This window comes from Pleomorphomonas diazotrophica (assembly GCF_002844595.1).
GTDB lineage: Bacteria > Pseudomonadota > Alphaproteobacteria > Rhizobiales > Pleomorphomonadaceae > Pleomorphomonas > Pleomorphomonas diazotrophica.
In genome coordinates, this window is record NZ_PJNW01000002.1 from 535,178 (window position 1) to 558,851 (window position 23,674).

20 protein-coding genes are annotated in these 23,674 nt (G+C 65.6%); 7 read left to right on the top strand and 13 right to left on the bottom strand.

Going from position 1 to position 23,674, the window contains the following annotated elements:
* Positions 1 to 14: 14 nt before the first annotated feature.
* Entirely contained in the window at positions 15 to 1,532 is a 1,518-nt protein-coding gene (glgA, locus tag CXZ10_RS03425; protein ID WP_101288343.1) for a glycogen synthase GlgA, read from the bottom strand.
* Positions 1,533 to 1,981: 449 nt separating this feature from the next.
* Here glgA and CXZ10_RS03430 point away from each other — a divergent pair, with 449 nt between their 5' ends.
* On the top strand, positions 1,982 to 2,761 hold the full coding sequence (locus CXZ10_RS03430; protein WP_101287529.1) for an SDR family oxidoreductase: 780 nt from the start codon (positions 1,982 to 1,984) through the stop codon (positions 2,759 to 2,761).
* A gap of 25 nt (positions 2,762 to 2,786) precedes the next feature.
* Here CXZ10_RS03430 and CXZ10_RS03435 read toward each other — a convergent pair whose 3' ends face one another.
* From CXZ10_RS03435 to kdpF, 7 genes are read right to left on the bottom strand one after another with little or no spacing between them, the layout of a single operon-like run.
* Entirely contained in the window at positions 2,787 to 3,239 is a 453-nt protein-coding gene (locus CXZ10_RS03435; protein ID WP_101287530.1) for a PTS sugar transporter subunit IIA, read from the bottom strand.
* Between the two features lie 56 nt (positions 3,240 to 3,295).
* Positions 3,296 to 3,988: a response regulator transcription factor gene (locus CXZ10_RS03440; RefSeq protein ID WP_101287531.1), complete on the bottom strand. Its 693-nt coding sequence runs from the start codon at positions 3,986 to 3,988 to the stop codon at positions 3,296 to 3,298.
* On the bottom strand, positions 3,985 to 6,693 hold the full coding sequence (locus CXZ10_RS03445) for a sensor histidine kinase (RefSeq protein ID WP_101287532.1): 2,709 nt from the start codon (positions 6,691 to 6,693) through the stop codon (positions 3,985 to 3,987). Before CXZ10_RS03445 ends, CXZ10_RS03440 begins: the two co-directional genes overlap by 4 nt.
* A 52-nt stretch (positions 6,694 to 6,745) precedes the next feature.
* Positions 6,746 to 7,315 carry a potassium-transporting ATPase subunit KdpC gene (gene kdpC, locus CXZ10_RS03450; RefSeq protein WP_101287533.1) on the bottom strand — a complete coding sequence of 190 codons (570 nt, stop codon included), beginning with the start codon at positions 7,313 to 7,315 and terminating at the stop codon, positions 6,746 to 6,748.
* A gap of 11 nt (positions 7,316 to 7,326) precedes the next feature.
* Positions 7,327 to 9,369 (bottom strand): potassium-transporting ATPase subunit KdpB, encoded by a 2,043-nt coding sequence (kdpB, locus tag CXZ10_RS03455; RefSeq protein ID WP_101287534.1) that lies wholly within the window; start codon positions 9,367 to 9,369, stop codon positions 7,327 to 7,329.
* 26 nt (positions 9,370 to 9,395) lie between these two features.
* Positions 9,396 to 11,099: a potassium-transporting ATPase subunit KdpA gene (gene kdpA / locus CXZ10_RS03460; protein ID WP_101287535.1), complete on the bottom strand. Its 1,704-nt coding sequence runs from the start codon at positions 11,097 to 11,099 to the stop codon at positions 9,396 to 9,398.
* 26 nt (positions 11,100 to 11,125) lie between these two features.
* Positions 11,126 to 11,215, bottom strand: a complete 90-nt coding sequence (gene kdpF, locus CXZ10_RS03465; RefSeq protein WP_101287536.1) for a K(+)-transporting ATPase subunit F — start codon at positions 11,213 to 11,215, stop codon at positions 11,126 to 11,128.
* Between the two features lie 333 nt (positions 11,216 to 11,548).
* Between kdpF and CXZ10_RS03470 the strand changes: the two genes are divergently transcribed.
* Positions 11,549 to 12,493, top strand: coding sequence for a malate dehydrogenase (locus tag CXZ10_RS03470; protein ID WP_210199832.1), 945 nt, complete (start codon positions 11,549 to 11,551; stop codon positions 12,491 to 12,493).
* Between the two features lie 17 nt (positions 12,494 to 12,510).
* Here the strand turns inward: CXZ10_RS03470 and CXZ10_RS03475 are convergent, their stop codons facing one another.
* From CXZ10_RS03475 to CXZ10_RS03490, 4 genes are all read right to left on the bottom strand, one after another.
* A complete protein-coding gene (locus tag CXZ10_RS03475) occupies positions 12,511 to 13,341 on the bottom strand; it encodes an SDR family NAD(P)-dependent oxidoreductase (RefSeq protein WP_101287537.1) in 831 nt (276 codons plus the stop codon).
* A gap of 96 nt (positions 13,342 to 13,437) precedes the next feature.
* Positions 13,438 to 14,304 carry a DMT family transporter gene (locus CXZ10_RS03480; RefSeq protein ID WP_180335839.1) on the bottom strand — a complete coding sequence of 289 codons (867 nt, stop codon included), beginning with the start codon at positions 14,302 to 14,304 and terminating at the stop codon, positions 13,438 to 13,440.
* Positions 14,301 to 15,029: a copper homeostasis protein CutC gene (locus CXZ10_RS03485; RefSeq protein WP_101287539.1), complete on the bottom strand. Its 729-nt coding sequence runs from the start codon at positions 15,027 to 15,029 to the stop codon at positions 14,301 to 14,303. The genes CXZ10_RS03480 and CXZ10_RS03485 overlap by 4 nt, the downstream gene beginning before the upstream one ends.
* Positions 15,026 to 15,919, bottom strand: a complete 894-nt coding sequence (locus tag CXZ10_RS03490; RefSeq protein ID WP_101287540.1) for an ROK family protein — start codon at positions 15,917 to 15,919, stop codon at positions 15,026 to 15,028. The genes CXZ10_RS03485 and CXZ10_RS03490 overlap by 4 nt, the downstream gene beginning before the upstream one ends.
* A gap of 309 nt (positions 15,920 to 16,228) precedes the next feature.
* On the opposite strand from CXZ10_RS03490, the gene CXZ10_RS03495 reads away from it, so the two are divergent.
* From CXZ10_RS03495 to tenA, 5 genes are all read left to right on the top strand, one after another.
* On the top strand, positions 16,229 to 16,429 hold the full coding sequence (locus tag CXZ10_RS03495; protein WP_101287541.1) for a YgaP family membrane protein: 201 nt from the start codon (positions 16,229 to 16,231) through the stop codon (positions 16,427 to 16,429).
* Between the two features lie 13 nt (positions 16,430 to 16,442).
* Positions 16,443 to 17,396, top strand: coding sequence for an efflux RND transporter periplasmic adaptor subunit (locus CXZ10_RS03500; protein ID WP_101287542.1), 954 nt, complete (start codon positions 16,443 to 16,445; stop codon positions 17,394 to 17,396).
* Positions 17,393 to 20,620, top strand: a complete 3,228-nt coding sequence (locus CXZ10_RS03505) for an efflux RND transporter permease subunit (protein WP_101287543.1) — start codon at positions 17,393 to 17,395, stop codon at positions 20,618 to 20,620. Before CXZ10_RS03500 ends, CXZ10_RS03505 begins: the two co-directional genes overlap by 4 nt.
* Before the next feature lie 93 nt (positions 20,621 to 20,713).
* The gene (gene tgt, locus CXZ10_RS03510) at positions 20,714 to 21,850 is read left to right on the top strand and encodes a tRNA guanosine(34) transglycosylase Tgt (RefSeq protein ID WP_101288345.1); all 1,137 of its coding nucleotides are present in this window, start codon (positions 20,714 to 20,716) and stop codon (positions 21,848 to 21,850) included.
* Complete coding sequence (gene tenA, locus CXZ10_RS03515; RefSeq protein ID WP_101287544.1) at positions 21,847 to 22,509, top strand: thiaminase II; 663 nt, start codon at positions 21,847 to 21,849, stop codon at positions 22,507 to 22,509. Before tgt ends, tenA begins: the two co-directional genes overlap by 4 nt.
* Positions 22,510 to 22,513: 4 nt before the next feature.
* Here the strand turns inward: tenA and CXZ10_RS03520 are convergent, their stop codons facing one another.
* Positions 22,514 to 23,635, bottom strand: a complete 1,122-nt coding sequence (locus CXZ10_RS03520; protein ID WP_180335840.1) for a serine hydrolase — start codon at positions 23,633 to 23,635, stop codon at positions 22,514 to 22,516.
* Positions 23,636 to 23,674: the final 39 nt, after the last annotated feature.

Sequence of the window (23,674 nt, forward strand, 5' to 3'; positions counted from 1 at the left end):
GTTTCGGCCGCGGATCACGCGTGCCCCAAGACTGCAGCACGACGGTCGCGGGCGAGCCGGCGGTAGAGGCAGGCGTAACGTTCGGCGCTGCGCGCCCAGCCAAAGTTGGTCCGCATGGCCTGCGTTTGCAGTTGCTGCCAGGCGGTGGAGTTGTCGTAAGCCGTCAGCGCCCGGTCGATGGCGTGATAGAGATCCTCGATCGAGCCGGGGTGAAACTGGAACCCGGTCGCCACGCCGGCAGCCGTCGCCGCCTCGTTGGCGTCAATCACCGTTTCCGCCAGTCCGCCAGTACGCGAGACGATGGGTATGGCGCCATATCTCAGGGCATAGAGTTGGGTCAGCCCGCAGGGCTCGAAGCGGGAGGGCTGCACCACGATGTCGCTCCCGGCATGGAGCAGATGGGCGGCTTCCTCACTGAAGCCGACATGAACCACGACGCGGCCGGAGTGCTGCCGGGCCTGTTGGGCGAGGCCGTAGACAATGCCGGGGTCGCCTTCGCCGATGACGATGAGACGCGCGCCGCGATCAACGATGCCTTGCACCACCGGCGCCAAAAGATCGATCCCCTTCTGCCAGGTGAGACGGCTGATGACGCTGAGAATGGCTCCATCTCCCGGCGTCAGACCGAAGAACTGTTCGACCGCATCGCGGTTTGCAACGCGTCGTTCGAGGGTCTCAAGATCGTAGTTCTCGGTGATGTGGGGGTCCGTCTGCGGGTTCCAGATGTCCTCATCAATGCCGTTGACAATCCCAGAGAGCACGGAGCGACGGCTTTGAAGCACACCGGCCATACCCATTCCCAGTTCCTCCGTGAGAATCTCACGGGAGTAGGTGGGCGACACGGTGGTCACCGCGTCGCTGAGCCGGATGCCGGCCTTCAGGAAGCTGATGTCGCCGTAATACTCGAGCCCGTCGATATGGAAGAAATAGTCGGGCAGGCCGAGTTCCGGGAACACGCTGGCGGGGAACTGCCCCTGGAAGGCGAGGTTGTGGATGGTGATCACCGTCGGCACGTCGACACCGGCCGCCCGCATATAGGCGGCGGTCAAACCGGCCTGCCAATCATGAAGATGGACGATATCGGGACGCCAGCCGTCGACACCTTCAGCGGCGATCCGAGCCCCGACCGCCGACAGCAGGGCGAAGCGGCGCCAATTGTCCGGGTAGTCCATGCCCTGGTCGTCGAGATAGGGGCCGCCGCGCCGATCGAACAGCACCGGGCAGTCGACGAGCAGCAGTTCCAGTTCATGGCAGTGGCTCGCCCATAAGGTGACGTCCTCGCCGAACACCGACATCTGCCCGACGATTTCCTTGTCCCCGCAGTTGGCAAGCACGATCGGGTAGGCCGGGATGAGCGTCCGGGTGGCAACGCCGAGCGACATCAAGGCCTTGGGCAACGATCCGATGACATCGGCAAGCCCGCCGGTCTTGACTACAGGAAAAGCTTCCGAGGCGACCGCCAGGACCGAGAGCGGCTCGAAGCGCCTGACAATGCAGGCGTCGTCGGCGTCCGGCCGCACTCCATTCGGCATCTGCTCAACGTCGTTGCCGGCGGGTGCAATTTCGAGATTTCGGGTCACTTGCGTCACCTCTTTTGCCGGATGGCGACCGACGCTTCTGATGTCTTTGGAACCAAACCGTCATGCATTGGTTCCCCCTGAAACGGGAGAAAGCGGACGCAAGGGATCAATCATCCGGCATGACAACTCGATCGGCCGAAAAGGCGCGTTGCGAGAGGCTAGGCGGTCAAAAAAGCCGGGAAATCAGAACAGGCCGGACAGATCTCAGGGGGACTCGGGAAACGGCATTGGCCGACGACGGTACAACCAAAGGAAATGGGGCCGGTTGCCATCATAGCTCATTGAGTCCTCTGCTGGAAGACGCCATTCGCGAGGGCTGTGCTCGTTGTTAAGGATCCGTGACGAGAAACGTTTGCAACCTAGAGGTAACGCCGTTTTCAGGATCAGCCGAGGAGACTGACATGCCGAACAAGAAAGTTGCTCTGGTGACGGGTGCGGGGTCCGGCATTGGACGGGCATCTGCCATCGAGCTGGCAAGGAATGGCTTTGCCGTCGGCCTGCTCGGACGCACCCCTTCGGAGCTCGAGGAGGTGGCGAAGCTTCTTCGCAGCTCCGGCGCCGAGGCGGAAAGGTTGGACGCCGACATCTCCATCGAGGAGGAGATGAGCGCGGCGGTCGATCAGCTCATCAAGCGTTTCGGCCGCCTGGACGTCGTCGTGGCCAATGCCAGCATCAACGGCACCTGGGCACCGATCGAGGACATCAAGGCCGAGGAGTGGGATCAGACGATCGCCGTCAACCTGCGCGGCACCTACCTGACGCTCCGCTTCACGGTTCCCCACCTCAAGAATGGTGGAGGCGGATCGATCGTCGTCGTTTCTTCCATCAACGGTACGCGAACCTTCACATCGCCCGGCGCTACCGCCTACTCGGCCAGCAAGGCCGCCCAGCTTGCCATGGTGCAGCAGCTGGCCCTGGAGCTCGGCCGTCATCGCATCCGCGTCAACGCGGTCTGTCCGGGTGCGATTGAGACCAACATCGACGACAGCACGACGAAACGGGCCGAGGAGGAAACAGCCATCCCTGTGGTGTTTCCGGAGGGGCAGGTACCGCTGACCGGCGGCAGGCCCGGCCGAGCGGAGGACGTGGCGCACCTCGTCACCTTCCTGGCGAGCGATGCCTCTTCGCACATCACCGGTACTCCGATCTGGATCGACGGCGGCCAGGGGCTGCTGCGCTAATCCGCGAACCGGCGCGAGCGGTATATCAGGCGGCGTTGCCGGCAAGCAGCGCATGAAGGGCGGCGGGCGAGGGCGCCCGTCTCACCTCGTCCAGCCAAACGGCCGATCGCGCGTTCCGCGCAATGGAGGCGAGGAGGCTCAGATGCGCGGCCCCTTTGTGCAAGGGTGACAGCGTCAGGAAGATGATGTCGACAGGCGCCTCGTCGATCGCCTCGAAATCGATGGGCTGCTTCAGACGGAGCAACAGCGTGAAGGACGCCGCGAGCTCGGGCACGTTGGCGTGGGGAATGGCGACGCCGCTGCCAATGCCTGTCGATCCCAGGCGCTCGCGGCTGATCAGCAGGCTGAGAATGGTATTGGCGTCGATACCCGTCCGAGGGGAAGCCAGATTGGCCAGATCGCGCATGAGGTCCGCCTTGGAGGCGGCGCGGTGATTGATGAGCACGTCCTGCGGCTCAATCATTTCGGCAAGTTCCATGATTGTCTCACATCGAGTGTCGAGCCTTCGCGGGGGCGGAGCGGCTCGAAGCGCCTTCAGTCCGCGACGCGAAGCCGGTATCCGACTCCCGTCTCGGTGAGGATGTATTGGGGCTGGTCGGGACTCTGCTCGATCTTCTGCCGAAGCTGCCGAACATAGACGCGCAGATATTGCACATCGGCCGACGCTCCCCAGACCTGCCTGAGAATGTGTTGGTGGGTCAATACCTTACCTGCATGCTGTACCATCAGGCGGAGGATGTCATACTCCTTGGGCGAGAGACTTATCTCCTTTCCGGCCACCTTGACGATACGCTTGACCAGATCGACCGAGAGATCGCCGACCTGGAAGACCGGTCGTTCGCCCTGTTGCTGCAGACGGTGGCGCAAGGCGACGCGTATGCGGGCCGCGAGTTCCGCGACACCGAAAGGTTTGGTCACGTAGTCGTCGGCGCCGAGTTCGAGCGCTCGGACAATGCCTGCCTCATCGGTCCGACTCGAGAGGATGATGACCGGCAGTTCGAGCCCCGAGGCGCGCCAACCCGACAGGAGGTCATGCCCCTGGACGTCGGGCAAACCGAGATCGAGGATGACGACATCCGGGTTTTCCTCGGCGAGGGTTGTCCCGGCTTCGGCGGCGTCGGCCGCCTCCTGGACGACGTAGCCTTCCGTTGTCAGGCCGACGCGCAACAGGCGACGGATGGGCGCTTCGTCGTCCACGACCAGTATCTTGACCGCCGGCGCTGTCATGACGGACCTTTCACACTGTCGGTTTGAGAGGGGATGGGCAGCCGAATTGTGAACACCGCGCCGGGGCGATCGGTGCGGTTGGCTGCCGTGATGGTGCCGCCCATCGCCTCGACGAAGCCGCGACAGATGGAGAGGCCGAGGCCGGTACCCGCCGGGACATGGTCGGTCTTGCGTACCCGATAGAAGCTGTCGAAGACGCGTTCGAGGTCGTCGGGGGGGATGCCCGGTCCCTCGTCCACGACCCGCAGCAACACATGCCCGCCGTCCCGCCATCCCTGAATGGCGATGGTGGAGGCAGGCGGCGCGTATTTGGCGGCATTGTCCAGCAGATTGAAGACGACCTGCTCGAAGAGCACGGCGTCGACCTTGAGCATCGGCAGGTCCGAAGGCAGCGCCACGTCGACCCTGTGGCGGGAGAGCATTCGGCTGGCGCGCCTCAGCGCGCTGCCGACGATGTCGCCGGGAAAATGCAGCGAGGCGTTGGGCTGCGTGGCGCCCGACTCGAGACGGGTCATGTCGAGCAGGTTGCCGATGAAGCGGTGAAGACGTTCCGACTCCTCGATGATGGTCGAGACGAGTTCGGTCCGGTCGGTCTCAGGCAGCGATGGGGCGTAGTCATTGAGCGTGCCGGCGGCGCCGAGAATGCCAGCCAGTGGCGTCTTGAGGTCATGGGAGATCGACGACAGCAGCGCCGTTCTCAGCCGGTCGGCCTCGGCGGCCAGGCGGGCGCGCTCCACGTCGGCGACGAGCTGGATGCGCTCGATGGCGATGGCGGCCTGGTCGGCCAGCGCGTCGAACAGGCGCTGCTCCTCCGGCGTGAGCAGCGGACCTGGCTTGTCGTTGTCGAGGCCGATGACGCCGACCGGCGTGCGGCCCGTCCGGAGCGGCATGTAGAGCCGCTTGGCGCCCGGCAGGGTGTAGGCGCCACGTCCGGCCGGCTGTTCGTGGTCCCAGGCCCAGCGGGCGGCAGCGATGTCGGCGTCGACCAGCGTGTCGTCAGGCGGATAGCCCACCTTGACGGCCAGCGTGTCGCTCTCGGGCATCAGGATGACCACCCTGAGGCGCAGCATGGAGGCGATCTGATAGGCGGTGGCCCACAACACGTCATCGAGCGTGCCGGTGCCGGCCAGCTTGCGCGAGAACTGATAGAGGTCGTCCGTCATTCGCGCTCGCTTGCGGGCGGCGGCGGCCTGCCGGTGCAGGCGGGCGGCGAGGTTGCTGGCCGTCACGGCGACGATCAGGAAGAAAACGAGAGCGATGACGCTTTCGGGATCCCGTATGGTCAGCGTGTAGCGGGGTTCGAGAAAGAAGAAGTTGAAGACGAAGGCGCTGGCAATACAGGCATAGAGCGCCGGCCATAGACCGTAGGTGATGGCCGACGCCAGCACCGCCATCAGGAGGACAAGGGCCAGGTTGCGGACATCCAGGAAGCGATCGAGCAACACGCTCATCGCCAGCGCGCCAGCCACGTACACCGTCGAAACGAGGTAGGGCCTGACCGGGAATGTCCCATTGGGCACCGCCGTTCGGACAGTCCGCGTCGGCGCGGGTGTTCGTTCAGAGCCGGAAATGACGTGGACGCTGATGTCGCCGGCCCACCGGATCAGATCGTGCGAGGCCGATCCCTCGAACAGCTCACGCCAGCGCCCCTTATGCGGCGTGCCGACGACGACATGGGTGAAGTTGTTGGCCTTGGCGTAGCGAAGGATGTCGCGCGCCACCTCCTGGCCGGGGATCGTTACGGCCTCGCCACCGAGTTGTTCGGCAAGGCGCAGATGGTCGGCAACCCGGTCCTTGTCCGTCTCGGCCAACGCCACCGAGCGCGCAGTCTCCACGTGGATCGCCGCCCACGGCGCCCTGAGACGGTCGGCCTGCCGGCGGGCATAGCGCACCAGGGCGGCCGAGCGGGGCTGCTCGTCGATGCAGACCAACACGCGGTCGCCGGCTTCCCAGGGGCCGGCGATGGCATGGGCCTGCATGTGGCTGACGAGTTGGTCATCGACGCGCTGGGCCGTGCGCCGCAAGGCCAGCTCGCGCAAGGCGGTGAGGTTGCCGGGCGAGAAGTAGTTGGCCGTGGCACGGGTGGCGGTCTTCGGCAGATAGACCTTGCCTTCGTGCAGCCGCTTGATCAGGTCGTCGGGCGTCAGGTCGATGATCTCGATGTCGTCGGCCCGGTCGATGATCGAATCCGGCACCGTCTCGCGCACTCGGATGCGGGTGATGCGGGCGACCACGTCGTTGAGACTCTCGACGTGCTGGATGTTCAGCGTCGTGTAGACGTCGATGCCGCGGTCGAGCAGTTCCTCGACATCGAGATAGCGTTTGGGGTGGCGGCTGCCCTCGACATTGCTGTGGGCGAGCTCGTCGACGAGAACGAGGTGGGGGCGGCGGGCTATGATCGCGTCGAGGTCCATTTCCTCGAGGTCGTGCCCCCTGTAGTGGAGCTTGAAGCGGGGAACGATCTCGAAGCCATCGAGCAGCGCTTCGGTCTCCAGACGCCCGTGGGTCTCCACCACACCGATAACGACGTCCGTTCCGTCGGCCCGGCGGGCGCGTCCGTCCATCAGCATCTCGTAGGTCTTGCCGACTCCGGGAGCCGCGCCGAGGAAAATCTTCAGGCGCCCGCGCGTTTCCCGTTCGGCGCTCTCGAGCAGCGCATCCGGGGAAGGCCTGTCATCAGCGGTACGGTCGTCCTGAAGCGGCATGTCGGCCTCTTGTGGCGGGTCGGGGTCGTCAACCAACCCCGACGGAATTCGATCACTTCTTCCGCAGGTCGTCGAGAGCGAGGTTGAGTTTCAATACGTTGACGGTCGGTTCGCCCATGAAGCCCAGTGTACGCCCGACGATCTCGGCATCCACCAGGCGCCTGAGTGCCTCCGGTTCGAGGCCGCGCGCCTTGGCGACGCGCGGAATCTGGAAATAGGCCGCTTCCGGCGATATCTGGGGATCGAGACCGCTGCCGGACGTCGTTACGAGGTCCATCGGTATGGCTGCGCCGGGATTCTCAGCTTTCAGCTGGTCAGCATCGGCTCGGATGCGGTCGATCAGCTTGGAGTTGGCAGGGCCGAGGTTGGAGCCGCTCGAACTCGACGCATCATATCCGGCGCCCGCCGAGGATGGGCGGCCATGGAAATAGGCCTCGCTGGCGAATGCCTGTCCGATCAACTCCGAGCCGATCACGACGCCGTTTCGCTCGATCAGGCTGCCGGACGCCTGATGTGGAAAGATGGCGCCGGCAATGCCGGTCATGAGGAGTGGGTAGGCGAGCCCGGTCAAGGCTGCCAGAACGAGGAGGGTGACGGCCGCCGGCCTCAGTTGCTTCAACATGGGACTATCCTTCAAACGAGGCCGAGGGCGGTGACGGCGAGATCGATCGCCTTGATGCCGACGAAGGGCACGATGAGGCCGCCGAGGCCGTAGATCAGGAGATTGCGGCCGAGCAGTGCGCCGGCACCTACCGGCCGGTAACGGACGCCTTTCAGTGCCAGCGGGATGAGCGCCACGATGATCAGGGCGTTGAAGATGATCGCCGAGAGGATGGCGCTTTCCGGCGTGGCGAGACCCATCACGTTGAGCGCGCCGAGCTGGGGGTAGAAGGCCAGGAACATCGCAGGGATGATGGCGAAATACTTGGCAACGTCGTTGGCGATCGAGAAGGTTGTGAGCGCCCCACGCGTCATCAGCAGCTGCTTGCCGATCTCGACGATCTCGATGAGTTTGGTCGGGTCGCTGTCGAGGTCCACCATGTTGCCGGCCTCACGGGCGGCGACGGTGCCGGTGTTCATGGCGACGCCGACATCCGACTGCGCAAGGGCGGGTGCGTCGTTGGTACCGTCGCCGCACATGGCCACCAGTTTGCCCTTGGCCTGTTCGGCCCGGATGAGGTTCAGCTTGTCCTCGGGCGTCGCCTGGGCGAGGAAGTCATCTACGCCAGCTTCGGCGGCGATGGCGGCGGCGGTCATGGGGTTGTCGCCGGTGATCATCACTGTGCGGATGCCCATGCGGCGCAGTTCGGTGAAACGTTCATGGATGCCCCCTTTGACGATATCCTTGAGCTCGATGACGCCGAGCAGGCGACCGTCCCTCATGACCGCCAGCGGTGTGCCGCCCGTCCTGGCGATGCCGTCGGCGATCGACCGGACCTCGCGCAAGGCCGCGGCGGCGGCCGGGTCGGCCTGGGCGGTAATGGCGTCAATGGCGCCCTTGCGGATGCTGTGCCCGTCGTGGTCGACGCCGCTCATGCGGGTCTGGGCGGTGAAGGGAACGAAGGTGGCGTGCAGGCTCTCCATCTCCCGCCCCCTCAGGCCGTATTTTTCCTTGGCGAGAACGACGATCGACCGGCCCTCGGGCGTCTCGTCGGCAAATGAGGCGAGCTGCGCTGCGTCGGCGAGTGCCTCGGCGGAGATGCCCTCAACCGGGTGAAACCCAGTGGCTTGTCGGTTGCCGAGCGTGATGGTGCCGGTCTTGTCGAGCAGCAGCGTGTCGACGTCGCCGGCCGCCTCGACGGCGCGGCCGGACATGGCCAGCACGTTGAAGCGGACGAGACGGTCCATGCCGGCGATGCCGATGGCCGACAGCAGCGCGCCGATGGTCGTTGGTATCAGAGTCACGAACAGGGCGACCAGCACGACCACCGGAATGGAGCCGCCGGCGTAGCTCGCGAAGCTCGGGATGGTCACCGTTGCGAGCACGAAGATCAGGGTCATGCCGGCCAGGAGGATGTTGAGGGCGATCTCGTTGGGCGTCTTCTTCCGCTCGGCGCCCTCCACCAACGAGATCATGCGATCGATGAAAGTGGAGCCCGCCGCCGCGGTGATGCGGACGCGGATCCAGTCGGACAGCACCTCGGTGCCGCCGGTCACCGCCGAGCGGTCGCCACCGGATTCGCGGATGACCGGGGCGGACTCGCCGGTGATTGCCGCCTCGTTGACCGAGGCGACGCCTTCGATCACCTCGCCGTCGGAGGGGATGATGTCGCCCGCCTCGACTAGCACCACGTCACCGACCTTGAGGCTGTGGCCGGGCACCGTGCGGTAGGCCTTACCGCCGTCGGTGATGAGCTTGGCCTGGGTTTCGGTGCGGGTGCGACGAAGGGCGTCGGCCTGCGCCTTGCCGCGCCCTTCCGCAACGGCTTCCGCGAAGTTGGCGAACAGCAAGGTGAACCACAGCCAGAGCACGATCTGGAAGGAAAAGCCGAGCTGGCCGCTGCCGGCGATTGCGTCCTTGACGAGCAGCACGGTGGTCAGCACCGAGACGACGGCGACGACGAACATCACCGGATTGCGGATCAGGCTGCGCGGATCGAGCTTGCGGAAGGCGCCGCCGACCGCCGGCCACAGGATGCGGGCGTCGAGGAGGCTCGCGGATCTGGACTTCGACATGAAAAACTCCTTGTCCGTCCGATGGCTCAGAAGGTCTCACCGGCGGTGATCGCCAGGTGCTCGACCACCGGTCCGAGCGCCAGCGCCGGGAAGAAGGTGAGGCCGCCGACAATGACGATCACGCCGGTGAGCAGCCCGACGAACAGCGGGCCGTCGGTGGGGAAGGTGCCGGCGGACACGGGAACGGTCTTCTTGGCGGCGACGGAGCCGGCAATCGCCAGTGCCGGAACGATCACAAGGAAGCGGCCCATCAGCATGGCGATGCCCAAGGTGACGTTGTACCAGGGCGTATTGCCGGAGAGACCGCCGAAGGCCGAGCCGTTGTTGGCCGCCGCCGAGGTATAGGCGTAGAGGATCTCCGAGAAGCCGTGCGGTCCGGCGTTGGCGATGGACGAGACTCCGGTCGGCAGCACAACCGCCACGGCGGCGAAGCCGAGCATGGCGAGCGGCAGGCAGAGAACGGCCAACATGGCCATCTTCACTTCCTTGGCCTCGATCTTCTTGCCGAGATACTCGGGCGTGCGGCCGACCATCAAGCCAGCGACGAAGATGGCGATCACCACGAACATCAGGATGCCGTAGAAGCCGGCGCCAACGCCGCCGATAATGATTTCGCCGAGCATCATGTTGATCAGCGGGATCATGCCGCCGAGGGCCGTGAAGCTGTCATGCATGGCATTCACCGCGCCGCAGGAGGCGGATGTGGTGATGACCGCGAAGAGGGCCGACAAAGCGGTGCCGAAGCGCGCCTCCTTGCCCTCCATGTTGCCGCCGTCGATGCCGAGAGCGTGGATCAGCGGATTTCCGGCCGCTTCTGCCCAGTAGCAGACGGCGACGCCGACGAGGAACAGCGTGCCCATGGCGGCGAAGATCGCCCACCCCTGCCTCTCGTTGCCGACCATGCGGCCGAAGACGTTGGTCAGCGCCGCGCCGATGGAGAAGATCGCCACCATCTGGATCAGGTTGGAAATGGCGTTGGGATTTTCGAAGGGGTGGGCGGCGTTGGCGTTGAAGAAGCCGCCGCCGTTGGTGCCGAGCATCTTGATGGCGGTCTGCGAGGCAACGGGACCGATGGCAATGGTCTGCTTGGCGCCTTCCAGCGTCGTCACATCGACCGAAGCGCCGAGCGTTTGCGGCATGCCGAGCGAAACGAGGACGAGCGTCATGACGATGCAGATCGGCAGCAGCAGGTAGAGCGTGCCGCGGGTCATGTCGACCCAGAAGTTGCCAACCGTCCGCGTGGACTTGCGGGCGAAGGCCCGGATCAGCGCCATGGCCAGCGCGATGCCCGTAGCCGCCGACAGGAAGTTCTGCACGGTCAGCCCCAGCATCTGGCTCAGGTAGGACATGGTGGTCTCGCCGCCATAGTTCTGCCAGTTGGTGTTGGTGACGAAGCTGACGGCGGTGTTGAAGGCGAGTTCGGGGGGCACGTTGGCCATGCCGGTGGGGTTGATCGGCAGGGAGCCCTGGAGGCGCAGAATGAGATAGAGCAGCAGAAAGCCGAGAAGGTTGAACAGGAGCATGGACACCGCGTAGGTGCTCCAATGCTGTTCCTCTTGTTCGGCGGTGCCGGCGAGGCGGTAGAGACCGCGCTCGACCGGGCCCAAGACCGGCGAGAGCAGCGTCCGCTCGCCATTGAAGATTGCCGTCATGTAGCCGCCGAGCGGCCGGACGAGCAGAATGATGATCCCGCAGAAGACGAGGATCTGTATCCATCCGTTGATGGTCATGGGAAAATTCCTGGTCGATGGGCGCTTCAGAAGCGTTCAGGGCGAACGAGGGCGTAAATCAGATAGCCCGACAGGAACGCCGCGGTGGCGCCCCCCAGGATGTATTCAAAAAGCATGGTAGGCACTCCAGCGATCAAAGCCGGTCGCAGGCCCGGACATAGCCAAGCATCAACGCGAAAAAGGCGATGCCTGTCAGCGAGAGGACGATATCCATCTTCGAGCTCCGAACTCGGTGCGGCAGAGAATTCATCCCCGCCGCCGTGTCGCAGCGGGGCTGTGCGTGAACTCTGGACTGAAGGTAGGCTTGAACCGCATAGGGGTTCGAGACGGAGCGGAGGGCAAAGGTATTAAAAAGTCATAGGGATCGCGGGCCGATCCCACCCGGCGATTGCCTCCTATCGTGTTAAGTGATCTAGATTCCGCAAGGGATCCTGCATCAGGGGGCAGCGGTGAAGATCACGGTCATCGGCATGGGAGCGGTGGGCACCGAAGTGGTCGGCCACCTTCTCAACAGCGGCGTCGCCTCGGAAATCGTGGTGATCGATCAAGCGACCGCCAAGGCTCAGGCGGAGCTCTGGGACTTCTCGCACACGACATCCTTCATCTATGCCCAGAATCCCCGCCTCGTGACCGGCGATTACGCGAGCTCCTCAGGCAGCGACATCGTGGTGATCACCGCCGGAGCGCAGATCAAGCCGGGGCAGACGCGCGACGCGCTGGCCCAGATCAACAGTGCCATCATCAAGTCGATCATCGCCGAAGTGGAGCGGACATCGCCCGATGCCATCGTGCTGATGGTCACCAATCCCGTCGACATCCTGGTGCAGGTGGTGCTGCGCCATTCGTCCTTCCCCAAGGAACGCGTGATCAGCCTCGGCACCATCGTCGACACCGCTCGCCTCATGCGCATCGTCAGCGAGCACGTGATGATCGACCCCAAGAATATCTTCGGCTGGGTGCTGGGCGATCACAGCGACACCGGCTTCATTCCCTGGAGCCTTTGCAACGTCTGCGGCCTCGATGTCGACAGCTATTGCGAGCTGAACGGCCTGCCGCCGATCGACCGCGCCGAGGTTCGGCGTCGGGTGCTGCAGATCGGCCTCGACATCTTCGCCGGCAAGGGCAACACCAACCACGGCATCGCCGCCTCGGTGTTCCGCATCATCCGGGCGATCGCCGGCAACGAACGCTCCGTGCTGCCGGTCGGTACGCTGCTCCAGGGCGAATACGGCGTCTCCGACGTGGTGATGAGCGTGCCCTGCGTCATCGGTCGCGCCGGCCGCGAGGCCATTGTCGCCTGCCGGTTCACCGAAGAGGAGCAGGCGGCCTTCGAGGCTTCGCACGCCCACGTGCTGGCGCTGCTCGAACGGGCCGAGGCGCAGACGGCCGGGTAGGGCGCGCCTCGCCCTTGTCAGTCGTCGAGGCGGGTCAGCCTCAGCGCCCGGCCATCGCTGGCGACGAGATCGTCCATCGCCTGTTCCAGTGCATCGCGATCCTCGACGCCGCGCAACATGCGGCCGGCCAGCTTGTCGAAGCGACCGGCGGCGATGTCGGCAATGAGGGCGGCGGCCCGGCTCGGCGGGATGTTGACGCCCTCGTCGAACAGCCGCTCGATGTCCGGCAGATGCTTCTTGCCCTCGTCGGAATAAAGCTGAAGCTCGGTCATGGCGGTGCGCACCAGCCCTGGATCGACGGCGAAGGCATGGACGCCGGCGTCCTTCACGGTGTCATTGAAGCACTCGGTGAAGCGCATGATGGCCGCCTTGCTCGCGGCATAGCCGGACCCATTGGGGAAGCTGGTGCCGGTGCCGCCACCGACCAGATTGACGATGCGGCCGCGCCCACGGGCGCGCATGGCCGGCGCCACGGCGCGACAGGTGTGGAAGGTGCCGCGCAGGTTGATCTCGACGTCGGACCACCAAGTGTCGGGGTCGCACTCCCAGATCGGGCCAAAGGCGCGGAAGGAACCGTGGTTGTTGACGAGCGTGTCGACAGGGCCGAGATCGGCGACGACGCGGGCAATGGCCGCTTCGACGACGGCGCGGTCGACGAGATCGACGGGGAGGGCGATCGCCTGTCCACCCTCGGCGACGATGAGGGCCGCAGTCTCCTCGATTTCACGGGCAGTGCGCGCCAGAGCGGCGACCTTCGCGCCGGCTCGCGCCTGATGGAGGGCGATTTCCCGTCCAATGCCCCGGCCGGCGCCGGTAACCACCGCGACCGTTCCCTCAAGGTTTGCCATCGCATCTCCCCCTGCAGCGGTGCTCGGACGCCTGCGTCCACTCCCTGACGGCAGGCTATGCCGAGGAACCATTCACGGCAAGTCGGGCGCGATTCATCAGCTGGCAGTCCGGTCGGCCCTGAGCACCATGAGGCCGGCGGCGATGATGATGGCTGCGCCAATCCAGGTGAACAGCTCCACCGACGCGCCGAACACCAGCCAGCCATTGAGCGCGCCCCAGAAGATCAGGCAATACTGGAAGGGCGCGACGAAGGAGGCGGTGCCGACACGATAGGCGCGGACGATCAGCAGGTTGCCGGCGAACAGACAGACGCCGCCCAAAAGGACGAGCGCCACGTCACCGGTCGACAGACCGGAGAACCCGGTGGTCAGAAGCGTCACGATGCCGCTGCCGAGGGCGAGAATGGCCATCGGGCTGATGACCAGCGCCAGGTCGGACTCGCGGGGCGGGGCGATGCGGATCATCACCAGTGTTACGGCGAAGACCAGGGCGGAACCCGCGGCCGCGAAGTGACCGAGACCAAATTCCATGGCGCCGGGGCGGAAGGCGACGAGCACCCCGATGAAGCCGAGCGCAATGCCGATTGCCACCAGCGGCGACGGACGTTCGCCCAGGAAGGCGATGGCGATCACCGACACGAAGATCGGCGTGAGGAAGGTGAGAACATAAACGTCGGCGAGCGGAACGACGGAGAAGGCGTAGTAGATGATTGCCGTTTCGCTGGCGAGCAGCGCCCCTCGACCGAGCGTGAAGGCCGGCGTCGCCGGCACCAGCGCTCGACCTTGACCGGTCAGGGCGGCATAGAGCGCGATGAGCACCGTCGCGGCGCCAGTGAGCATCGCCGTCACGGCGGCAACGGGCAGGAACTGGCTCTCATATTTGACGATGGTGTCGGCGACCGAAAAGATGCCGAAGGCGCCGACGGCGAGGATGGCGCCCTTGAGATTATCGCTGAGAATCACGCGCGCTCTCCAGAAAAGACGGCCGCCTTCAATGCCCGGATGCGGTCGGCATCGGCAAAGCGCCGCTCGGCGGGCCCGAAGCCGAAGTGGCGAACATCGTCGGCATTGGCCTCGGCGCGGCCGCAGGACGAATGCAGCCAATGAACGCCTGTTTCCCGATGAATGATCGCAGCATTCTCGGGACGAACGCCGCTGCCGGCCATGATGTCGATGCGGCCAGCGGCGCGCTCCACCATGGCGGCGATGACCGGGACGCCTGCCTCGGCAGTGAGTTCTCCACCCGAGGTCAGGATGCAGTCGAAGCCGAGGTGGACGGCAAGGTCGACGGCGGCGACCGGATCGGGCAGCAGATCGATGGCGCGATGCAGCGTCTTGCCAAGGCTACCGGCCGCATCGACGAGGCGAGCGAGCACTGCAACGTCGAGTTCGTTCTCGGCGGTCATCGCCCCGAGCACCACACCGGCAAGACCGGCGTTCCTCACAGTGGCGATATCGGCGAGCATCACCTCCACCTCCGCCTCGGCAAAGTGGAAGTCGCCGGCGCGCGGCCGGATCATGGCGCGGGACGGCAGGGGGGACTTGGCGGCGGCGGCGATCAGGCCGGGGGAGGGGGTGAGTCCGCCGAGATCGAGGGCCGAACAGAGCTCGATGCGGTCGGCACCGCCCTTGGCGCAGGCATCAAGGCTGAGAACATCGTCGATGCAGACTTCGAGGCGAATGGTCATGACGGTGGCGTATCCGATACGTGCAGCGCCGCGCCGATCAGGCCCTTCTCCGGCCCCGTCTCGGTGGGGAGGCAGAGCGGCGTCAGACGTTTGCCGAGGGTACGGGCGCGCACTTCGGCGTCGATGGCGGCGATGAGCGCGGCGTTGCGGGCAAGGCCGCCGCCGATCGGCACGATGTCGGGGTCAAGGATATTGACCGTGTTGGCGAGCGCGCCGCCGACGACGTCCAGATAGACATCAAGGGTGCGAACGGCGTCCGGATCGCCCTGCTGCCATGCGGTGAGGATGGCAGGGCTGTCCGCTTCGACACCCGAGAGATGCTGGTGCAGGCGCTCGAGGCCGCGCGCGCCGCCAATCGTATCGACGCAGCCGGGTTGGCCGCAGCCGCAGCGGACGTTGGGAAGGGTTGCGCCGGTGCGCGTCGCGGCCGCCGGGCCGTGGCCCCACTCGCCGGCGCTGCCGGTCGAGCCCATGACAAGCCTGCCATTGAGGACGAAGGCGCCGCCGATCCCGGTGCCGATGATCACCGCGAAAACCGAAGCATGCCCCTTGCCTAGGCCGACGGTGGCTTCGGCCAGGGCAAACGCCTTGGCGTCGTTGAGCACACCGACCCGGCGGCCGAGCCGCGCCTCCAGATCCGCCGCAAGCGGCTTGCCATCGGCACAGGGGATGTTGGCGACCGTGAGACGGCCGTCGCGCGGGTCAACGACGCCGGCAATGGAAATGCCGATCGGCTCGCCGCCCGGTCCGGCAAGATCGCCGATCGCCATGCAGAAAGCATCGTAGTCTCGGATGGGCGTCGGTAGGCGCCCGATTTCGTTGGCCGTCCTATCGGCGCCCACCCTGGCAGCCGCGATTTTGGTGCCGCCGATGTCGAAGGCTATGACCATGCGTTCCTCTCAGAGATTCGTGCTCGAGGCTATCATCAAAGCAGGCCGAAAGGCGATCTCAGGCCAAGAGATGTTTTCCGCCAGACTTTGCGTCTGGCTCGTTATCCTGATGAAATAACTAAACAAATCACTCATTTCTTCGCCGGATGGCGGATTGACGGCTCCTCCGTATCGTCACAGCCTCGGTGGGCTTGGCTGCGGTCCGCTGCCATCGGCCGGCAATCGCCAAACGCAGGCTGCTGCGCGCTTGCGTTTCATTGCCTTTCCGTATATGAGTATATTATAATATAACTGCTAAAGGAGGTTGTGATGACCCTTGATCGCGCCGTTCTAGCTTTCGCGGGCAGCGTGCTGCTCGCTTCGCTGCTGCTGACCTATTTCGTGTCGCCGTATTTCGTGTGGCTGACGGCTTTCGTCGGCTTCAACCTCATCCAGTCGGCCTTCACCGGTTTCTGTCCGGCGGCGATCATTTTTCGCAAGCTCGGCGTCAAGCCCGGCACCGCCTTCTGAAGGGGAGGTTGTGATGCGCCTCGTTCTCGCCGGGCTTGCCTCGCTCTGTCTTGTCTCGCTGGCCGAGGCCGGGTCCCTCGTGGTCCAACCGGTCACCGTTCCGGAGTTGAAGGCGGTTTATGGTCGCGTCGAGGCGCGCGACAGTCTCGCCGCACGGGCGCGCGTCGGCGGCACGCTGATATCGCTCGACGTGTCCGAGGGCGACGTGGTGACGGCCGGACAGCGCATCGCGGTCGTGCGGGACGACAAGATCGAGTTCCAGATTTCCGCCCTCGATGCGCAGTTGAAGGCGTTGGCAGCGCAGTTGCAAAATGCCGAGGCCGAGCTCGGTCGTGGTCAGACGCTGGTCGAGAAGGGCGTCACAACAAGCCAGCGGCTGGACCAGTTGCGGACCCAGGTCGACGTTTTCCGCAACCAGATCGCCGCCGCCGAGGCACAGCGGCAGGTGGTGGTGCAGCAGGGGGCCGAAGGGGACGTGCTGGCTCCCGTCGATGGCAAGGTCCTGACGGTTCCCGTCACAAAGGGGTCCGTGTTGATGGCGGGTGAGACCGTCATCACCTTGGGGGGTGGCGGGTTTTTCCTGCGTCTGTCCATTCCCGAGCGCCACGCCACCCTTCTGAAAGAGGGCGCGCCGCTTGCCGTGGAAACGGTGGACGGCGTCCTGGAGGGCAGGCTTGCCAAGGTTTATCCGCAGATCCAGGGCGGCCGCGTCACCGCCGACGTCGAGGTCTCCGGCCTGCCCACCGACTTCGTCGATGCCCGCCTCCTGGTTCGCGTGCCCGTCGGTACGCGACAAGCCCTTCTGGTTCCGACTACCGCCATCCACAGCCGGTCCGGCATCGATACGGTGCGTGTCGCCTATGATGGAGAAGAGACCAGCCGTACCGTGGTGCTCGGCGAGCGGCATGGCGAAGATGTGGAGATCCTTTCCGGTCTTTCCGGCGGTGACGCGGTGGTGCTGCCATGAAGCTCGGTATCGCCGGCCATCTCACCCGCGCGTTCATCGGTTCAGCCCTGACGCCGCTGTTTCTGCTGGCCGCCTTCGCGGTGGGCCTCGTTGCTCTCGTGACCCTGCCGCGCGAGGAGGAGCCGCAGATCTCGGTCCCGATGGTCGACATTCACGTGTCGGCGCCGGGCCTCAAGGCCGAGGATGCAGGAAAGCTGATCACCGAGCCGCTCGAGACCATCGTCAAGGCCATCGACGGCGTGGAACATGTCTATTCGCAGACCCGCGACGAGCAGGTGATGGTCACCGCCCGTTTCCTGGTCGGCACCTCGGCCGATGCTGCGGTGCTGCGCGTTCACGACCGGATCAGGGCCAATCTCGACCGAATCCCGGTCGGTATCCCAGAACCCAGGATCGTCGGCCGTGGCATCGACGACGTCGCCATCGTCACCTTGACGCTGTCGCCGAAGCCGGAAGCGGCGGCCTCGGTCAGGGCCGCCGATCTGACGCGCGTCGCTCGCGAGCTCCGCAGCGAGATCGCCAAGGTCGACAATGTCGGCCTCACCTATCTGGTCGGTGAGACGGGCGATGCCATCCGCATCGCGCCCGACCCCGATCGGCTCGCCCTCTACGGCGTCACGCTGCAACAGCTCTCCGCAAAGGTCACCGCCGCCAATCGGTCGTTCCCGGCCGGTTCCGTGCGAAGCGGCGGCGAGGAAATCCAGGTGGTCGCCGGCGAGACCTTGCAGTCGCCGGCCGAGATTGCCAACCTTCTGCTGACGACCCGCGACGGCCGGCCCGTCTACGTGCGCGACGTGGCCGACGTCTCGTTCGTCCAGGACACCGCCGATCTCTATGTGTCCACCGTCCGCAAGGCGGCCGATGGCTCGGTCGAGCGACTGCCGGCGGTGACGCTGGCTGTTGCCAAGCGGGCCGGCGCCAACGCCGTCACCGTCGCCCACGACATCCTTGCCCGTGTCGACGGCCTCAAGGGCGGCCTCATTCCAGACAGCCTCGCCGTCGAGGTGACGCGCGACTACGGCGAGACCGCCAACGAGAAGGCCAACGAACTGCTGTTCCATCTCGGTCTGGCGACGCTGTCGATCATCGCGCTCGTGTGGGTGGCGATCGGCTTCCGCGAGGCGGTGGTGGTGGCGATCGTCATCCCCGTCACCATCCTGCTGACGCTATTCGCCGCCAAGGTGATGGGCTACACGCTCAACCGCGTGTCGCTGTTCGCGCTGATCTTCTCCATCGGCATCCTGGTCGACGACGCCATCGTCGTCATCGAGAACATTGCCCGTCACGCGGCCATGGGCAAGGGCGTCAGCCGTCGGGAGAGCGCGGTCGCGGCCGTCGCCGAGGTCGGCAACCCAACCATCGTCGCGACGCTGACCGTGGTGGCGGCGCTGCTGCCGATGCTGTTCGTCTCCGGCATGATGGGCCCCTACATGAGCCCCATTCCGGCCAACGCTTCCGCGGCCATGATCTTCTCCTTCTTCGTGGCGGTGATCGTGACGCCCTGGCTGATGCTGAAGGTGGCCGGGGACGGATCGGCGCATCACCATCAGGGTGACAGTGCCGGCGGCGTGCTGGGAAAGGCCTATGCTGCCGTAGCGCGGCCGGTCCTCCAGAGCAAGGGCCGCAGCCTCGCCTTCCTGCTGGCGGTGGGCGTCCTGACGCTGGGCTCGCTGACACTCTTCTACACCAAACATGTCACGGTGAAGCTCCTGCCCTTCGACAACAAGGCGGAGCTCGCCGTCACCATCGACCTGCCGGAAGCGGCCTCGGTGGAGGCGACGGACGCCGTGGCGCAGGCGGTAGCCAGAACGGCGCTCGACCTGCCCGAAGTGGTCTCCGTCCAGACCCATGCCGGCGCCGCCGCGCCGTTCAACTTCAACGGTCTCGTCCGCCACTCCTATCTGCGCGCCGAGCCACAGCTCGGCGACGTCCAGGTCAATCTGACGCCGAAGGGTGAGCGCGACAGGGCCTCGCACGATATTGCGCTCGAGCTGCGCCAGCGCGTCTCGGCACTGCCGGTTCCGGCCGGTACCTCGCTCAAGGTGGTCGAGCCGCCGCCGGGGCCGCCAGTGATGGCGACGTTGCTCGCCGAGATCTACGGTCCGGATGCCGACGCGCGGCGGCGGGCGGCGGAGAAGGTGGAGGCCGCCTTCCGCGAAGTGCCCTTCATCGTCGACGTCGACAACTCCTTCGGCACACCTGCCCGGCGGCTTCGGGCAACCATATCCACCGACGACCTCGACTTCTTCCGCGTCGCCGAAAGCGACGTGTTCGATACTCTGGCGATCCTGGGTGGTTCGTCGACGGTCGGCTATTCGCATCGTGGCGGCGGCAGAGCGGCCATTCCCATCGTCGTCGAGCGGCCGAAGGGCGAGAAGGTGCTCGATGAGACGGCGCTGACCACGCCCATTCCCGCCAATGTATTGCCGGGCGATCGCGGTGTCGTCGAGCTGGGCGACGTGATCAGGGTGAGCGAGGAAAAGGCCTCCTTCCCGATTTTCCGCCACAACGGTCGCTTCGCCGAGATGGTGACGGCCGAACTGGCCGGCGACTACGAGGCGCCGCTCTACGGCATGCTGGCCGTTCAGGACGCGCTGGACCGGCAGGACTGGACAGGGCTCGAAAAGCCCGTCATCGCCCTCCACGGACAGCCTGCCGACGAGAGCTCGTCGACGCTTCTCTGGGACGGCGAGTGGGAGGTGACCTGGGTGACCTTCCGCGACATGGGGGCGGCCTTCGCCGTTGCCGTGCTCGGGATCTACATCCTCGTCGTGGCGCAGTTCGGCTCGTTCAAGCTGCCGCTGGTGATCCTGACGCCGATTCCGCTGACCTTCATCGGCATCCTCGGCGGACACTGGCTGTTCCACGCGCCGTTCACGGCAACATCGATGATCGGTTTCATCGCGCTCGCCGGCATCATCGTGCGCAACTCCATCCTGCTGGTCGACTTCATCCGCCACGCCCCGCGCGAGGTTGTGGTGACGGATGAGGAGGGGATGTCTCACGCCATGCGGCGGCCGCTTGCCGACATTCTGATCGAGGCCGGCTCGATCCGCTTCAAGCCGATCCTCTTGACGGCGCTCGCCGCCATGATCGGCGCCGCGGTGATCCTGACCGATCCGATCTTCCAGGGGCTCGCCATATCCCTGCTATTCGGGCTCGCGTCCTCGACACTGCTCACCGTCCTGGTCATTCCGGCCATCTACCGGCTGCTCCGGAGCTAAGAGACATTGTTGCAGGCGGCATTTTTCGCTATTGGCGGGCGGCGCCGCTGTCCTTGATGGAGGGCGGCCGCCCAGCGCCGGAAAGCAATGTCGATGACCCAGCCTTTTTCCTTCCGCCTTCTTGCCACTGACGGCCGGGCGCGCCGTGGCGAGATCGTCACGCCGCATGGCGTCGTCCGTACGCCGGCCTTCATGCCGGTCGGCACGCTCGGAACGGTGAAGGCGATGTTCATGGACGACGTGAAGGCGACGGGCGCCGACGTCGTGCTGGGCAACACCTACCACCTGATGCTGCGGCCCGGTGCCGAACGAGTGGCGGCGCTCGGCGGCCTGCACAAGTTCTCCACCTGGGACAAGACCATCCTGACCGACAGCGGCGGCTTCCAGGTGATGTCGCTCGCCCAGCTTCGGAAGATGGACGAGCGCGGCGTCACCTTCCAAAGTCACATCGACGGCAGCCGGCATGAGCTGACGCCCGAGCGCTCCATCGAGATCCAGGGGCTTCTTGGCTCCGACATCCAGATGCAGCTCGACGAGTGCGTTCGCCTGCCGGCCGAGCCCAAGGAAGTCGAGCGCGGCATGCAACTCAGCCTCCGCTGGGCCGAGCGGTCGCGCCGGCAGTTTGAGGCGATGGGCGGGCCTGAGAAGGGGCAGGGGCTCTACGGCATCGTGCAGGGCGGCGACGTGCCGTCGCTCCGCGAGGTGAGCGCGCGCGAGCTGTCCGCGATGCCCTTCGAGGGCTATTCGGTGGGCGGTCTCGCCGTCGGCGAGCCGCAGGCGGTCATGCTCAAGATGATCGACGTCGTCGACCCGATCCTGCCGCGCGACAAGCCGCGCTATCTGATGGGCGTCGGCACGCCCGACGACATCATCGAGAGTGTGGCGCGCGGCATCGACCAGTTCGATTGCGTCATGCCGACGCGGGCCGGCCGCCACGGCCTCGCCTATACCCGCTTCGGCAAGCTCAACTTCAAGAATGCCCGCCATATGGATGATCCCCGCCCGATCGATCCGACGTCGGACTGCCCGGCGGCCCGCGACTATTCACGCGCCTACATCCATCACCTCGTGCGCACCGGCGAGGCGCTCGGCGCCATGCTGCTCACCTGGGTCAACGTTGCTTATTACCAGTCGCTGATGCAGGGCATTCGCGACGCCATCGAGGCCGGCCGCTTCGAGGAGTTCAAGGCTGAGACAAAGGCTGCCTGGGCGCGGGGAGAGAACGGATGAGCCTCTACGACCGTCTCATCGAGGCCAGCGCCGACGACTGGCGCGCCTATACCGAGCACCCCTTCGTGGAGATGATGGCGGCGGGCACGCTGCCCGAGACGGCCTTTCGCCACTATCTCGTTCAGGACTACCTGTTCCTGATCCAGTTCGTCCGCGCCTACGCGCTCGCCGCCTACAAGGGGCGGACCATCGAGGAAATGCGCTATGGCCTCGATGGCCTCAGGGCGATCCTCGACGGCGAGATGGCGTTGCACGTCAACTATTGCGCCGGCTGGGGCCTGACGCCGTCCGATCTCGAGGCGGCCGACGAGGACATGCCGACCACGGCCTACACCCGTTTCGTGCTCGACTGGGGCGTTCGCGGCGATCTCCTCGACCTCCACGTGGCGCTCGCCCCCTGCATCATCGGCTATGCGGTGATTGCCCGCCGACTCGCGTCCATTCCGGGAGCGCTCGCCGCGAGCAATCCCTACGCCCCGTGGATCGCCGAATATGCCGGCGACGGGTATCAGCAACTCGCGGCGTCCACTGTCGAGCATCTCGACACGCTGTCCGACGGCGCCGTGGGGGAAGTGCGTTTTCGCCAGATCGCCGGCATCTTCGCGCAAGCCAGCCGGCTTGAGGCTGCCTTCTGGCAGATGGGGCTCGATCGGGCCTGAAGCTTCACTTGACCGTCGCGAGTTGGGCTGCCGCCCTGGCGAACAGGCCGGCGGCCACCGTCTCGTCGATTTCCGCGTTTCGGTTGAGCGTCACCGACAGGCAGTGCTTGCGGCCATCCTTGCCGATCAGCGCGGCGGTGAGGTTCAGGACGCCGGTTTCGCTGCCGCCCTTGAAGGCGATGCGTTGCCAGGGAGCGGGGCGGACCGGGCCGGGATTGATCGCGAAGATGTCGGTGTCGGCCAACTCCACGGCGAGGCTGCAGAGCCGCCGGACGGGAATCATCCATTCGAGGCCGGGTGTGTAGGGGGTGGACGCCGCCGTCACTGACGGCAGGTCCCGTTCGGCCAGCTGCGTCAGAATGGTGGCCCGGTCTTTGGCCGAACCCGAGAGGTAGGCGTCGGCCAGCGGCTTGTCGGCTTTCAACTGGAACAGCGCGCGCGTGGTGAGCAGCGTATCAAGTCCGAGTACCCCGGCGATCCGATCGGCCCCGACCACACGGATCAGCGTGTCGGTCGCCGTGTTGTCGCTGCGAGCGATCATCTCGGCTGCCAGCGTGTGCAGGGTGAGGGGCGAGGCGGCTGGATAGAGGCGGAGTTGGCCCGATGGCAGCGAGCGGTCGGTCGCCTCGAGCGTCACCACGTCGTCCCAGCGGCGGCGTCCCGCCGCGATATCCTCGGTGAGAACCTTCAGCACGCCGAGCTTGAACGCCGAGCCGACGGCAAGCGGTCGTTCGGCGTCGCGTTCGTGGCGGATAACTCCGTCCGTCTCGATCAGATAGGAGACGGTGTCGGCGAGGCCGCCGAGCTTTTCCAGCGTTTCGTCAAGGGAGGCGGTCAGGGCGACGGGCGGCTCGAACAGCAGCCCGTCGATCAGGCCGTCGTCATCCAGGGTGACCTTGGTGGGAATGGAATGGGTGCCGGTCTCGACGGCATAGTCCTCGCCGTCCTGGATGATCGTTCGTGGTTCCCCAAGCGAGCTGGTGAGCTGTTTTACGATCTGTGCCACCTGATCGGCGGGCACCTCGGCAAGAAAGGACTTCGAGAACAGGATGCTCGCTTGATCGGGCGAGCGAAACAGTTGCTCAAGGCGAGCGAGTTCCGCCTCACCGGCCATGGCGCCAGTCATTTGACTCACCTGCGCGGCCATGTGGATCAGAAGCGAGGC

Coding starts and splice junctions, on each gene's coding strand:
- kdpF (WP_101287536.1), bottom strand. CDS start 11,215: ATGCTTTTTGAATACATCCTGGGGGGCGCCACCGCGGCGTTCCTGTCG.
- CXZ10_RS03500 (WP_101287542.1), top strand. CDS start 16,443: ATGCGCCTCGTTCTCGCCGGGCTTGCCTCGCTCTGTCTTGTCTCGCTG.
- CXZ10_RS03495 (WP_101287541.1), top strand. CDS start 16,229: ATGACCCTTGATCGCGCCGTTCTAGCTTTCGCGGGCAGCGTGCTGCTC.
- tenA (WP_101287544.1), top strand. CDS start 21,847: ATGAGCCTCTACGACCGTCTCATCGAGGCCAGCGCCGACGACTGGCGC.
- glgA (WP_101288343.1), bottom strand. CDS start 1,532: ATGCCGAATGGAGTGCGGCCGGACGCCGACGACGCCTGCATTGTCAGG.
- CXZ10_RS03505 (WP_101287543.1), top strand. CDS start 17,393: ATGAAGCTCGGTATCGCCGGCCATCTCACCCGCGCGTTCATCGGTTCA.
- kdpA (WP_101287535.1), bottom strand. CDS start 11,099: ATGACCATCAACGGATGGATACAGATCCTCGTCTTCTGCGGGATCATC.
- CXZ10_RS03435 (WP_101287530.1), bottom strand. CDS start 3,239: ATGGAACTTGCCGAAATGATTGAGCCGCAGGACGTGCTCATCAATCAC.
- CXZ10_RS03445 (WP_101287532.1), bottom strand. CDS start 6,693: ATGCCGCTTCAGGACGACCGTACCGCTGATGACAGGCCTTCCCCGGAT.
- CXZ10_RS03475 (WP_101287537.1), bottom strand. CDS start 13,341: ATGGCAAACCTTGAGGGAACGGTCGCGGTGGTTACCGGCGCCGGCCGG.
- tgt (WP_101288345.1), top strand. CDS start 20,714: ATGACCCAGCCTTTTTCCTTCCGCCTTCTTGCCACTGACGGCCGGGCG.
- CXZ10_RS03430 (WP_101287529.1), top strand. CDS start 1,982: ATGCCGAACAAGAAAGTTGCTCTGGTGACGGGTGCGGGGTCCGGCATT.
- CXZ10_RS03440 (WP_101287531.1), bottom strand. CDS start 3,988: ATGACAGCGCCGGCGGTCAAGATACTGGTCGTGGACGACGAAGCGCCC.
- kdpC (WP_101287533.1), bottom strand. CDS start 7,315: ATGTTGAAGCAACTGAGGCCGGCGGCCGTCACCCTCCTCGTTCTGGCA.
- CXZ10_RS03485 (WP_101287539.1), bottom strand. CDS start 15,029: ATGACCATTCGCCTCGAAGTCTGCATCGACGATGTTCTCAGCCTTGAT.
- CXZ10_RS03520 (WP_180335840.1), bottom strand. CDS start 23,635: ATGACTGGCGCCATGGCCGGTGAGGCGGAACTCGCTCGCCTTGAGCAA.
- kdpB (WP_101287534.1), bottom strand. CDS start 9,369: ATGTCGAAGTCCAGATCCGCGAGCCTCCTCGACGCCCGCATCCTGTGG.
- CXZ10_RS03490 (WP_101287540.1), bottom strand. CDS start 15,919: ATGGTCATAGCCTTCGACATCGGCGGCACCAAAATCGCGGCTGCCAGG.